The organism is Corynebacterium haematomassiliense, assembly GCF_013978595.1.
GTDB classification, from domain to species: Bacteria; Actinomycetota; Actinomycetes; order Mycobacteriales; family Mycobacteriaceae; genus Corynebacterium; species Corynebacterium lehmanniae.
The window spans coordinates 919,438-932,802 of the sequence record NZ_JACDTZ010000001.1 but is presented as its reverse complement, the minus strand read 5'-3'; the positions used below and the strand labels follow the sequence as shown (position 1 = coordinate 932,802).

10 protein-coding genes are annotated in these 13,365 nt (G+C 68.6%); all 10 read left to right on the top strand.

What is annotated here, in order from left to right:
* The first annotated feature begins 59 nt into the window (after positions 1 to 59).
* Entirely contained in the window at positions 60 to 1,073 is a 1,014-nt protein-coding gene (gene rsmH / locus H0193_RS04455; protein ID WP_181888741.1) for a 16S rRNA (cytosine(1402)-N(4))-methyltransferase RsmH, read from the top strand.
* 21 nt (positions 1,074 to 1,094) lie between these two features.
* Positions 1,095 to 1,775: a cell division protein FtsL gene (gene ftsL, locus H0193_RS04450; protein WP_181888740.1), complete on the top strand. Its 681-nt coding sequence runs from the start codon at positions 1,095 to 1,097 to the stop codon at positions 1,773 to 1,775.
* A 97-nt stretch (positions 1,776 to 1,872) separates the two neighbouring features.
* Positions 1,873 to 3,843 (top strand): penicillin-binding transpeptidase domain-containing protein, encoded by a 1,971-nt coding sequence (locus H0193_RS04445; RefSeq protein ID WP_181888739.1) that lies wholly within the window; start codon positions 1,873 to 1,875, stop codon positions 3,841 to 3,843.
* 21 nt (positions 3,844 to 3,864) lie between these two features.
* Complete coding sequence (locus H0193_RS04440; protein WP_236883410.1) at positions 3,865 to 5,349, top strand: UDP-N-acetylmuramoyl-L-alanyl-D-glutamate--2,6-diaminopimelate ligase; 1,485 nt, start codon at positions 3,865 to 3,867, stop codon at positions 5,347 to 5,349.
* Positions 5,346 to 6,866: a UDP-N-acetylmuramoyl-tripeptide--D-alanyl-D-alanine ligase gene (locus tag H0193_RS04435; protein ID WP_181888737.1), complete on the top strand. Its 1,521-nt coding sequence runs from the start codon at positions 5,346 to 5,348 to the stop codon at positions 6,864 to 6,866. Before H0193_RS04440 ends, H0193_RS04435 begins: the two co-directional genes overlap by 4 nt.
* A 36-nt stretch (positions 6,867 to 6,902) precedes the next feature.
* Positions 6,903 to 8,003 carry a phospho-N-acetylmuramoyl-pentapeptide-transferase gene (mraY, locus tag H0193_RS04430; protein WP_181888736.1) on the top strand — a complete coding sequence of 367 codons (1,101 nt, stop codon included), beginning with the start codon at positions 6,903 to 6,905 and terminating at the stop codon, positions 8,001 to 8,003.
* Positions 8,000 to 9,403, top strand: a complete 1,404-nt coding sequence (gene murD, locus H0193_RS04425) for a UDP-N-acetylmuramoyl-L-alanine--D-glutamate ligase (RefSeq protein ID WP_181888735.1) — start codon at positions 8,000 to 8,002, stop codon at positions 9,401 to 9,403. Before mraY ends, murD begins: the two co-directional genes overlap by 4 nt.
* Before the next feature lie 51 nt (positions 9,404 to 9,454).
* The gene (locus H0193_RS04420; protein ID WP_181888734.1) at positions 9,455 to 10,855 is read left to right on the top strand and encodes an FtsW/RodA/SpoVE family cell cycle protein; all 1,401 of its coding nucleotides are present in this window, start codon (positions 9,455 to 9,457) and stop codon (positions 10,853 to 10,855) included.
* A gap of 7 nt (positions 10,856 to 10,862) precedes the next feature.
* Entirely contained in the window at positions 10,863 to 11,942 is a 1,080-nt protein-coding gene (murG, locus tag H0193_RS04415) for an undecaprenyldiphospho-muramoylpentapeptide beta-N-acetylglucosaminyltransferase (RefSeq protein ID WP_181888733.1), read from the top strand.
* Complete coding sequence (gene murC, locus H0193_RS04410; RefSeq protein ID WP_181888732.1) at positions 11,943 to 13,364, top strand: UDP-N-acetylmuramate--L-alanine ligase; 1,422 nt, start codon at positions 11,943 to 11,945, stop codon at positions 13,362 to 13,364.
* Position 13,365: the final 1 nt, after the last annotated feature.

The window sequence follows — 13,365 nt, the reverse complement described above, 5'->3', positions numbered from 1 at the left end:
CTGACATCGCTGACACACCGCACGAGCTTGGGACACTAAAGGGACACGGAGGGCATGGCATGGCGAACTTCACGCTCGCTGACGACCCGCACGGTCACGTCCCCGTCATGCGCGACCGCATGGCTGAACTGCTCGCGCCCAGCGTCGAAAAGTTCGGGGCAAATGCGGTGCTTATCGACGGCACGCTCGGCGCCGGCGGCCACACAGAGCACTTCCTCAACGTCTTTCCCAACGCACGCGTGATCGGCGTGGACCGGGACCCGAACGCGCTGCGTCAGGCGTCGGAACGCTTGGCGCCTTTCGGCGACCGCTTCACCGCGGTGCAGTGCCGCTTCGACCACGTCGACGAGGCGGTGGCGGACAACGCCGGCGACATCTTCGACACGGCCCGCGAGCACGGCATCGCGGGCGCGCTGTTCGACCTCGGCGTGTCGTCCATGCAGCTGGACCAGGAAGAGCGCGGCTTTTCCTACCGGGGCGACGCCCCGCTGGACATGCGCATGGATCAGACCCAAGGCATCACCGCGGCCGAGGTGCTCAACACCTACAGCCACGGCGACCTGGCCCGGATTTTGAAGACCTACGGCGACGAGCGTTTCGCCGGCAAGATCGCCTCCGCCGTGATTGCGGAGCGCGAGCGCGAGCCCTTCGACCGCGCCGCGCGTCTGGTGGAGCTGCTCTACGCCACCATCCCGGCGGCGACCCGCCGCACCGGCGGGCACCCCGCGAAGCGCACGTTCCAGGCGCTGCGCATCGAGGTCAACCGCGAGCTCGAGGCGGTGGAAAACGTCGTGCCCGTGATCACCGACCTGCTCGGTGTCGGCGGGCGCGCGGTGTTCATGAGCTACCAGTCCCTGGAAGACAAGATCGTCAAAGCCGCGTTCAACGAGCTCACCACCTCCAAGACCCCGGTTGGCCTGCCGATGGACTTGCCGGGCACCGAGCCGGAGTTCCGCACCGTCACCCGCGGCGCGGAGAAAGCACCGGCGGAGGAGATCGAACGCAATCCCCGCGCCGCGCCCGTGAGGGTGCGTTGCATTGAAAAACTCAACCCACCCCAACCCACCCGCTAAGCCCGACAAAGGACGGACACCATGGCTGCACGACCAACGCGATCGGCAACGCTGACCCGCACACCAGGCCGCACGCAGGGCCGCACTGAGCACCCGGCCAGCCGTGTGCGCACCACGCCGGGCGTAAAGCCGCACGTGCAGCGCACGAAGGCCCGGGGCCGGCTCGGATCCAACCAGGTGGTGTCCGTCCGCGGGCGCCGCGTGGCCACCACGAAGGCGCGCTCGAAGTTTTCTTCGCTGTCCCAGATCGCGCTGCCACTGCTGGTCATCGGCATCGCGGCTGCGATGATCCTGTCGGGCATTGCCACCACGCAGACCTTTGCCATCCAGAAGCTGCAGGCCAAGGAGCAGCAGCTGGCAAATGAGGTCGAGTCCCTCAACCGCGACTTGGAGGACCGCCGTTCCTCGGCGGCGCTTGCGCAGCGCGCGGATTCCATGGGCATGGTGCTCGCCGGCGAGCCGGGCGTGGTCGCGGTCAATGAGGAAGGCCACGCGGAGGAGCAGCGCCCGTACAACCCGGAGTCCGCCTCCAAGCTGGTGGACGTCAACGGCGAGGGCCGCCCGGCCTCCCGCGCGTCGTCGGATGACCGCGCGACGAAGGAGCTCGAGGATGCGCTGACGCAGCGTCCGGGTCGCGCCGCGAACGCCCCACGCCTTGACAACTTGGCTCCGTACCAGGCCAACGTTGCGGCCCAGCCGTAACGGCTGGCGTGGCGCACCTAGGTATCTGCCCGAGGGCGGGGCATGATGGTTGTCGACATAAAGGCGGGTACCAGCCAGTGGATATGGGAGGTGAGCAGTGCCACGCACTAGCGCGAGCGCGCAGGTAAGGCCAGAGAATGCGGCGCAGGCTTCCCAGAAGCAGATCACGGGTAAGCGTGTGTACTGGCTCGGCATTGTCTTCTTGGCGGTGGCGGCCCTGCTCATCGGCCGCCTGTTTTGGGTGCAGGTGATCATCGGCGACGAGCTGCGCGAGCAGGCCAACGACCAGCGCAGCCGCACCTACGTGGACCGCGCGCGCCGCGGCGAGATCGTGGACCGCGACGGCAACAAGATGGCCTACACCATGCAGGCCCGCTCCCTGACAGTGTCTCCGGTGCAGCTGCGCAAGGAGCTCAAGGAGCAGCAGGAGCTTGAGATGCGTGTGGACGGGCTGTCGGCCGAGGAGATCGCCGCCCAGGTGGACGCCCGCGTCGAAGATGTGCTGCGCACGATGGCGAACGAGATCCCGGGCATGATCGGCGACGGGGAAGTGGTGCGCGACGCGCCCGCGAACACCGTCACCGGCGAGCCGACCACCAAGGTCGGCCAGGTCAGCGCCAAGGAGATCTTGGACAAGCTGCACGCGGATTCCAGCTACGAGGTGCTGGTGCGCAACGTCGACCCGGATGTCGCCGCCACCGTCGCGGAGGCGTTCCACGGCATCGCGGCGGACCACCAGGACATCCGCCAGTACCCGAACGGTGCGGTGGGCGAGAACATCATCGGCAAGGTCTCCATGGACGGCCAAGGCCAGTTCGGCATGGAAGCCTCTCGCGACGCAGACCTGACAGGCATCGACGGCCGCTCCACCGAGGACGTGTCCGCGAACGGCCAGTCGATTCCGGGCTCGCTTCGCGACGTTGTCCCGGCCGTCGGCGGCGCCCAGATCGAGCTGACCATCGACCTGGACCTGCAAACCTACGTCCAGCAGACCCTGGAGCAGGCCAAGTCCAACTCCCTGGCCAAGGAAGCCCAGGCCGTGGTGATGGACGCCCACACCGGCGAGGTGCTGGCGATGGCCAACACCGACACGATCAACCCGAACGGCAACGTGGACCAGCAGGTCAAGCAGGGCAAGGACTTTGAAAACCCGAGCGTGTCGCACCCCTTCGAGCCCGGCTCGGTGGCGAAGGTGATCACCGCGGCCGCGGCGATCGACCAGGGGCTGACCGACCCGTTCGAGGTGCACCAGGTGCCCGGCTCCATCGACATGGCGGGCGTCACGGTGCGCGACGCGTGGGAACACGGTGTAATGCCGTACACCACCGCCGGCATCTTCGGTAAGTCCTCCAACGTGGGCACGCTCCAGTTGGCCCAGCGCCTGGGGGAGGAGCGGTACTGGGATTACCTGAACCGCTTCGGCATCGGCCAGGGCACCGGCATTGAGCTGCCCAACGAGTCCGCGGGCCTGCTTCCGGTGCTGGAGCAGTGGTCCGGCGGCACGTTTGCCAACCTGCCCATCGGCCAGGGCATGAGCTGGACCACGCTGCAGATGGCCGGGGTGTTCCAGACCATCGCGAATGAGGGCGAGCGGATCCAGCCGCGCATCATCCACAAGATCACCGGCCCGGACGGGGAGGAGATCGCGCAGGAGGAACCGCAGCGCACCCGCGTGATCAGCGAGGAGGCCGCGCGCACCACGCTGGACATGTTCCGCGCCGCGTTCCAGGAGGACCCTGCAGGCGTCAACAACGGCACCGCCCAGGGCAACAACCTGGAGGGCTACCAGTTCTCCGGCAAGACCGGCACGGCCCAGAAGGTCAACCCGGACACCGGTGCGTACTCCAACAGCGCCTACTGGATCACCTTCGCCGGCGTCGCGCCCGCGGACGACCCGCGCTTCGTCGTCGCCATCATGCTGGACGAGCCGCAGCGTGGCGTGCTTGAGGGTGGCAACGGCGGGCAGTCCGCGGCCCCGATTTTCAAGCAGATTTCTGGTTGGCTGCTCAACCGTGAGAACGTGCCGCTGAGCCCGCCGGCAGAGCCGTACCCGTTGCATGGCCAGTAGAAACAGATGGAGGTCTCAACAATGACAAGCTTGCAGCAGCTCGCCGACATCGCTGGCGCGCGCATCGTCAACCCGCCGAGCGCGGATGCGCCGGTGACCTTCGTGGGCCTGGATTCGCAGAACGTCGAGCCCGGTGGCCTGTTCGCCGCGCTGCCCGGCACCCGGGTGCACGGCGCGACCTACGCGTTCGACTCCGCCGCCGGCGCGATACTTACGGACGAAGCCGGCCTGGCGATCATCCAGCAGACTGCCGACCGCCGCCCGGTGCTGGTGGTAGAGGACGTGCGGGCAATCTTGGGCTATGTGGCGGCAGAGGTGTACGGGCACCCGTCGCAAAGCTTCACGCTCCTCGGCGTCACCGGCACCTCCGGCAAAACCACCACCACCTATATGCTGGAAAAGGGTCTGACCGCTGCCGGCTGCAAGGTGGGGCTGATCGGCACCACCGGCACGAAGATCATGGGCCGGGACGTGGCCACGGAGCTGACCACGCCCGAGGCGCCGATGCTGCAGCGGCTGTTCGCGCAGATGCGCGACGAGGGCGTCACGCACGTGGTCATGGAGGTCTCCTCGCACGCGCTCATGCTGGGCCGCGTCACCGGTTCAGACTTCGACGTCGCGGCGTTTACGAACCTCTCACAGGACCACCTGGATTTCCACCCGACCATGGAGGATTACTTCCAGGCGAAGGCGCTGTTCTTCGAACCGGGAAGCGAGATGCGCGCCAAGCGCAGCGTCGTCTGCGTCGATGACGAGTGGGGCCAGCGCATGGCCGAACTCGCAGACGATCCGCTCACCGTCGCCACCACCAAGGGCGCCGATGTGACCGCGGAGCTTGTGCGTATCGACGACCAAGGCCGCCAACGCATCCAGCTCACCGCCGACGACACTTACGAGTTCACCCTGCCTATGCCGGGCGCGTTCAACGTGGCCAACGCCGCCCTCGCCGCGGCCATCGCGCAGACCGCGGGCGTGGAGCTCACGCCGTTTCTGCGCGGCCTGGAGCAGGCGGCGGTGCCGGGGCGCATGGAGCGTATCGACGAAGGCCAGCCCTTTGTCGCCGTCGTGGACTACGCCCACAAACCGGCCGCCATCGGCGCGGTGCTGGCCACACTGCGCGGCCAGGTAGAAGGCCGCATCGGCGTGGCCGTCGGCGCGGGCGGCGACCGCGATTCCTCCAAGCGCCCGCTGATGGGTGCCGAGGCCGCCAAGGGCGCGGACTTCGTGGTGGTCACCGACGACAACCCGCGCACCGAGGACCCCGCCGCCATCCGCACCGCTGTGCTCGCGGGCGCGCGCGAGGCCGGGACCGACGCGGAGATCGTCGAGGTCAGCCCGCGCGGCAAGGCCATTGACGCGCTCGTCGAGTGGGCGCGCCCCGGCGACGCCGTGATCGTGGTGGGCAAGGGCCACGAGGTCGGTCAGCTCGTCGGCACCGAGAAGCTGCACTTCGACGACCGCGAAGAGATGCGCAGGGCAATCACAGAAAGGCAATCTCGAGCATGATCGACATGACGCTGGAGCGCATCGCCGAGATCACCGGCGGACGCTTGAGCCCCGAGGCCAACCCGGACACGCACGTGACCGGGTTCGTGGAGTTCGATTCTCGCAAGATCGGCCCAGGCGGGCTCTTCGTGGCCTTCCCGGGCGCGCGCGTGGACGGGCACGACTTCGTGGACAAGGCCGCCGAGGCTGGCGCTGCCGCGTCGCTGACCACGCGTGAGGTGGGTCGGCCAGCGGTGATCGTCGAGAAGCTTCCGCCCCGCGAAGGCGACAACTCGGACCTGGCCACGAACGACCCGGACGGCTCCGCAGCGGGCGTGGTGGACGGCATGTCCAAGCTCGCTTCCGCCGTCGCCCGCGAGCTGACAAACAATCACGGGCTGACCATCGTGGGCGTGACGGGCTCTGCGGGGAAGACGTCCACGAAGGACCTCATCGCCGCAGTGCTCTCGCGCGCCGGCGAGACGGTGGCACCCCCGGGCAGCTTCAACAACGAGATCGGCCACCCGTACACAGTGCTGCGCTGCACCGAAGACACAGACTTCTTGGTCGCGGAGATGTCCGCCCGCGGCATCGGCCACATCGCTCACCTGGCCACTATCGCGCCGCCGAAAATCGGCGTGGTGCTCAACGTCGGCTCCGCGCACATCGGCGAATTCGGCTCCCGCGAAAACATCGCGAAGGCCAAGGGCGAGCTGGTGGAGGCGCTGCCGCAGAGCGGCGTCGCCGTGCTCAACGCGGACGACGAACTGGTCGCCGGCATGGCGCCGCGCACCAACGCGCGCGTGGTCACGTTCTCCGAATCCGGCAACACGAACGCGGACTACTACGCCACGGGCGTGACGCTCGACGCGGTGGCGCGGGCGTCCTTCACTATGCACACCCCGAACGGCGAGCCGCAGCGCGTCACGCTCGGCGTGTTCGGCGCGCACCAGGTGGGCAACGCGCTCGCCGCGGCGGCCGTGGGCACGGAGCTGGGCATGGATGCGGCCACCGTGGCCGAGGCTCTTTCCGCGGCCAGCTCGGTGTCCGTCAACCGCATGGACGTCAACACGCGCGCCGACGGCGTGACCGTGATCAACGACGCCTACAACGCCAACCCCGAATCCATGCGCGCGGCCATTGCTGCGCTGGGCTACACCGCCGCCGCCCGCCCGGGCGTGCGCTCGGTGGCTGTGCTCGGCGAGATGAGCGAGCTGGGTGCCGGCGCCGAGCAGGAGCATGCGCTACTCGCGGACGAATTGGCGCGCTACCGGGTGACGCACCTTGTGGCCGTCGGCAAGTCCGCCGCAATGGCCGCGCTGACCCAGCGCGCCGGGGACCAAGGCATCCGCACCACCGCCGTCGCCGACACCGACGAGGCCGCGCAGGCCGTGCGCGAGCTGCTGGCGTCTGCGCCGGCGGGGGAGGACAATTGGCGCGAACGCGGCGACCGGGATGTTGTGCTGGTCAAGGCATCCAACGCCGCCCGGCTGTGGGTGGTGGCGGAAGCGCTCCTGCAAGGGCATACGCTTAGGTAGACACTCGACGTAGAGAAATAGCAAGGTACAACTTCCATGGTTCAAGTTATCTGCGCCGGAATCATCAGCTTTTTGGTTTCGATCTTCCTCACCCCTGCGCTCATCCGGTACTTCAACCGGCGGGCCATGGGCCAGGAGATCCGCGAGGATGGTCCGGCGTCCCACGCCCGCAAACGCGGCACCCCGACGATGGGCGGCATCGCCATCCTCGCCGGCATCACCATGGGCTACCTCGGCGGCAGCCTCGTCGCCCTGATCACAGGCCACGCAGCGTTCACAGCCACCGGTCTGATCGTGCTGTTTCTCACCCTGTCATTGGGCCTGGTCGGCTTCGCGGACGACGGCATCAAGCTGTTCATGTCGCGCAACCTGGGCTTGAACAAGACCGCGAAGCTGGTGGCGCAGCTGGCCATCTCGCTGATCTTCGGCACGCTCATCCTGCGCTTCCCGGATGAAAACGGGCTGACCCCGGGCTCGCAGTTTTTGAGCTTCGTGCGCGACATCGAAACGATCGACCTGACCTTCGGCGGCGGGACCGTCGGCACGATCTTCTTCCTCATCTTCATCTACATCCTGTTGGCCGCATGGTCGAACGCGGTCAACCTCACTGACGGCCTGGACGGGCTTGCCTCCGGCACCACCGCGCTGGTGATGGCTGCGTACGTGGGCATCACTTTCTGGCAGTTCCGCAACTCCTGCGACGCTGTGGCCGCCGCGGGCTGCTACAGCGTGCGCGACCCGCTGGATCTGGCCATCCTGGCCTCCGCAGGCTTCGGCGCATGCGTGGGCTTCCTCTGGTGGAACGCCGCCCCGGCGAAGATCTTCATGGGCGACACCGGCTCGCTGGCACTCGGCGGCCTGGTCGCTGGCCTGTCCGTGGGCTCGCGCACGGAACTGTTGATGATCATCATCGGCGCGCTGTTCGTGCTCGAGGCGCTCTCGGTGGTCATTCAGGTGGCGTCGTTTAAGTCCACTGGCAAGCGCGTGTTCCGCATGGCGCCGTTCCACCACCACTTTGAAAACGGCGGCTGGCACGAGATGACCGTCGTGGTGCGGTTCTGGATCATCTCCGCCATGGCGTTCATGCTCGGCCTGGCCGTGTTCTACGGCGAGTGGCTGAACGGGGCGAACCTGTGACGCAGCCGATTCTGCCGGACTACACTCTGGTCGCCGGCGCCGGTGTGTCGGGGCTCGGGGCGGCGCAGCTGCTTGAGCGCGCCGGCGCCTGCTTCACCGTCGTGGACGACAGTGATGCCGGCCGGGCCCGCGCCGCGGCTGCCGGCTACGACACCTGCACCGGCGGCGAAGCACGCGCCCGCTTCGGTGAGGTCGGGCTTGTGGTCACCTCGCCCGGGTGGCGGCCGGATACGCCCTTGCTTGTCGACGCCGCATCCGCCGGCATCGACGTCATCGGCGACGTAGAACTGTGCTTCCGGCTGGACCGCGCCGGAGTCTTCGGCAAACCCCGCACTTGGCTGGTGGTCACTGGCACGAACGGCAAAACCACCACTACCGGCATGCTCGCGCAGATGATGATCGAGGCCGGCAAGGACACCGGCCTGCGCGCGGGCGCGTGCGGCAACATCGGCGTCGCGGTGGGGGAGGCGATGCTCGCGCCGGAGCGTTTGGACGTGCTGGTGGCTGAACTGTCCAGCTTCCAGCTCCACTGGTCCTCCCAGCTCGTGCCCGATGCGGGCGTGCTGTTGAACCTGGCAGACGACCACATCGACTGGCACGGCAGCTTCGCCGAGTACGCCGCCGCCAAGGCGAAGGTGCTCAAGGCGCCGGTGGCGGTCGCAGGCATCGACGACACCGAGGTCGCCCGAATCGCCGCCGCCACGGGGCGCGAGGACATCGTGGGATTCACACTCGGCGAGCCGGCGGACGGCCAGGTTGGTGTGGTGGGCGGACGCATCGTCGCAAAGCTTGGCGGCACAGTTGTGGATGTCGCATCAGCCGACGGCATCGAGCCCGCTGGTGCCGCAGGCGTCCTAGACGCGCTGGCCGCCACCGCTGTGGCGCTGACGCAGGGTGCCAGCCCTGAGCACATCCAGCGCGCGCTGGACGTGTACCAGGTGGAGGGCCATCGCGGCGCGGTCGTGCACTCCGGCGGCGGGGTGGACTGGGTGGACAACTCCAAGGCCACCAACCCGCACGCGGCGGATTCGGCACTCACCGGCGCCGGCACTGTGGTGTGGGTCGCCGGCGGGCAGCTCAAGGGCGCGTCCGTGGACGCCGTGGTCAAGGCGCACGCCACGCAGTTCCGCGCGGTGGCGCTTCTGGGCGTGGACCGGGAGCTGATCCGCACCTCGCTCGAGCAGGTCGTGCCGGAGGTGCCCGTGTTCGTCTCCGACGCGCAGGACCCGGAGCAGGCGATGGACGAGGTCGTCGCGTGGGCGGCCACGCAAGCGCAGCCGGGGGACACCGTGCTTTTGGCGCCCGCCGCGGCGAGCTTGGACATGTTTTCCGGCATGTCTGCGCGTGGCAACGCATTCGCGGCTGCCGCAATGCGACACTGGGACCCGCACAACAAGTAAGCTCAACTCAAGGTTGAGGTTTTCTTCCGCGGTTCCAATCGAAAGGGCAGCATGACGGTTCAACGCGCACCCCGGCAACGCGCACCACGGCCGGACGCCCCATCGAAGCTCAGCGCAGGCGTCAGGCGCATCCGGGATGCGCTCGATTCCCGGCCGCTTATCGACTACACCATGATCCGCAGCATCGTGCTCTTCCTCGCCGGTCTCGGCGTGGTCATGGTGATGAGCTCGTCAATGGCGACCTCGTTCGCCGCGAGCGCGAGCGTGTGGTCGCTGGCGGCGCGCCAGTTCGTGATGGTCGTGCTCGGCCTCATCGCGTTCTGGGCGGCGCTGAAGACCCCGCCGGAGCGGCTGCGGGGCCTGAGCAACTGGCTGATGATCATTGCGGTCCTGCTGCTGATCGCCGTGCTCACGCCGCTGGGCACTGGCCGCGCAGAGGTGGGTTCGCAGTCCTGGCTGGTGGCCGGCCCGCTTCGCCTGCAGCCCTCCGAGTTCGCCCGCGTGGCCATATCTATGTGGGGCGCGAAGATCCTGGCCAACAAGGACCCGCGCCGCCTGAGCACCCCGAACAACGGGTTTGCCGCGTTCCTCACCGTTTCCATCATCTGCGTCGGGCTGATCGCCATGCAGGGAGACATGGGCATGGCGCTGTCGCTCGCCGTCGTGGTGGCGTTCATCCTGCTCTTTGCCGGCGTGTCCCTGAAGGCCGTGGGCGTCGTCGTGGCCTCGGGCCTGGTGGCCCTGGTGGTGATCTTCCTCTCCGGCAGCTTCCGCTCTGACCGCTTCCACGTCTACTTCGACGCGTTGCGCGGCCACTTCGATGATACGCAGGGCATCGCGTTCCAGTCCCACCAGGGCTTCCTCTCACTGGCGGACGGCCATATCTTCGGTGTTGGCCTGGGCCAGTCCCGCGCGAAGTGGTTCTACCTGCCGGAGGCGCGCAACGACTTCATCTTCGCCGTCATCGGCGAGGAGCTCGGTCTGTGGGGCGGCGCGCTGGTCATCACCCTGTTCGCGCTGCTGGGCTTCTTCGGCATGCGCACCGCGCTGCGCGCGCAGACGCAGTACCAGACGCTCATGGCTGCGTCCCTGACCGCCACGGTGGTCTCCCAGGCTTTCATCAACATGGCCTACGTGGTGGGCCTTCTGCCGGTGACCGGCATCCAGCTGCCCATGCTGTCCGCCGGCGGCTCCTCGGCCGTGTTCACCCTCGGCGCGATGGGCGTGCTGGCCTCAGTTGCGCGCCACGAGCCGGACGCGATTTCGTCCATGCAGAACTACGGCCGCCCCCTGTTCGACCGCATGTTCTTCATCGGCGAGCCCCGCGCGCTCAAGCAGCGCCGCCCGGCTCCGGCTGCCGCGCCGCGCCGCGAGCGCTACGGCACGCCGGTGACCCAGCCGGTCGCCGCGGCCTACCATGGGCAGCCGCACCGCCGGACGCCGCGCCGTTAGGAGATCTATGACTACCCAAACCTTCAGCGTCGTCATCGCAGGCGGCGGCACCGCGGGCCACATCGAGCCCGCACTCGCAGTCGCGGAGGTGCTTCGCGACGCCTACGGGGCCAACGTCGTCGCCCTGGGCACGGAGCGTGGACTGGAAACCACCATCGTGCCTGCCCGCGGGTTCGAGCTTTCCCTGATCGACCCTGTGCCGATCCCGCGCAAGAAGCCGTGGAAGCTCGCGTCCGTGCCGTTCAAGCTGGCGCGCAGCGTGCGCCAGGCCAAGCAGGCGATGAAGCGCTGCGGCGCTTCCGCCGTCTTCGGCACCGGCGGATACGTCTCCGGCCCGGCGTACCTGGCCGCGAAGCAGCTTGGCCTGCCGTTTTTCGTGCTGGAAACCAACGCCCTGGCGGGCATGGCCAACAAGTTGGGCGTGAAAATCGGCGGCACCGGGTTGAACGCGGTGCCCAACTCCGGCATGGACGGTGAGGTCGTCGGCGTGCCGGTGCGCCCCGGCGTGGGCGTGGATCCGGACGGCGCGAAGCGCGAGCGGGGCCTGCGCATGTGGAACCTGCAGGAAGACCGGCCGACCATCCTGGTCACCGGCGGCTCGCAGGGCGCGGTGAGCATCAACGCGGCGTTGGCCGACGCGGTGGAACGGCTTACCGGCGCGGGGTACCAGATCCTGCACGCCTACGGCCGCAAAAACGACGCGCCGGCAGCGCACGACCACTACACGGCCGTGCCGTACATCGACGACATGGAGGCCGCCTACGCCGTCGCCGACGTGGTGGTGTGCCGCTCCGGCGCCATGACGGTCGCGGAGAACTCCGCCGCCGGCCTCCCCGCCATCTACATCCCCCTGCCGCACGGCAACGGCGAGCAGGGTCTCAACTCCGCCCACCTCGTGGACGCCGGGGCGGCCCTGCGTATCGACGATGCGGCGCTGAGCGGCGACGTGCTCGTCGAGAAGCTGCTGCCCCTAAAGGACCCCGACGCACGCGCGACGATGCGCGCAGCACTCGAGGACACCGGCGCTGGCAGCGTTGCCGAGGACCTTGCCGCGCGCATCGCCGCGGCTGCTGGAAAGGACACATAAATGACAGATCTCTCCCGCGTCCACCTCATCGGCATCGGCGGGTCCGGCATGTCCGGCGTCGCGCACATCCTGCTGGACCGCGGCGCGACCGTGACCGGCTCCGACGCCAAGGACTCCCGCCCCGTGCGCGCGCTGAAAGCCAAGGGCGCCAAGGTAGCTCTCGGCCACGACGAAGCCAACCTGGAGCTGTCCGGCGAGCTGCCCACCGCGGTGGTGACCAGCTTCGCCGCCATCCCGCAGGACAACCCTGAGCTGGTGCGCGCCAAGCGTGAAGGTATTCCGCTGCTGCGCCGCTCCGACCTGCTGGCGGAGCTGATGGAGGGCTCGACCCAGCTGCTACTCGCGGGCACGCACGGCAAGACGTCCACGACCTCAATGGCGGTGGTGGCGCTGCAGGCGGCGGGGGAGGACCCCTCGTTCGCCATCGGCGGCCAGCTCAACCGCGCCGGCACCAACGCCCACCACGGCCACGGCGACGTGTTCGTGGCGGAGGCCGACGAGTCCGACGCTTCGCTTCTGCGCTACTCCCCGGACGTCGCAGTCATCACCAACATCGAGCCGGACCACCTGGATTTCTACGGCACCCGCGAGAAGTACTTCCAGGTCTTCGACGACTTCGCGGACCTTGCCAAGCACGTGGTGGTCTGCCTCGACGACTACTACGCCGCCGCCTGCGGCGAGCGCGCTCTCGAGCGCGGCTTGACCGTCTCCGGCTACGGCACCGCCGAGGCCGCCGCCCGGCACCCGAAGATCCCGGCGGCCGCGGTGATCACCGGCGAGCGCCAGGAGGGCGAGCGCACCGTGGTGGAGGCGCAGCTGCGCACCGACCGGATCTCCGGCGACGTGATGTACACGCTGGCGATCCCGGGCCGCCACATGGTGCTCAACTCGGCGGCCGCGCTGCTGTCCGGCGTGCTCGTGGGCGCCGCCCCGGCGAAGCTCGCCCAGGGGCTCAGCGAATTCACCGGCGTGCGCCGCCGCTTCGAGTTCAAGGGAGAGGTGGGCGGCACCCGCGTCTACGACGACTACGCCCACCACCCGACGGAGGTCGCCGCCGTGCTCACCGCAGCGCGCGACAAGGTCGCCGCCGAGGGCAACGGCGCCCGCGTCGTCGTCTGCTTCCAGCCGCACCTGTACTCGCGCACCCAGGAGTTCGCCGGCGAGTTCGCCGAAGCGCTTTCGCTTAGCGACGAATGCGTGTTGCTGGACATCTACGGCGCCCGGGAAACGCCGGTGGAAGGCGTGACCTCCCGGATCATCGCCGAAAAGATGACCGCGCCGGTACGTGTGGAGCCGGACTTCTCCGCGGCGCCTGCGACCGTGGCGTCGGTGGCGAAGCCGGGCGACCTCGTGCTCACTATGGGCGCGGGCAGCGTGACCATGCTGGCGGACGAGATCCTCGCCGCCCTGCAGGAGGCGTAAA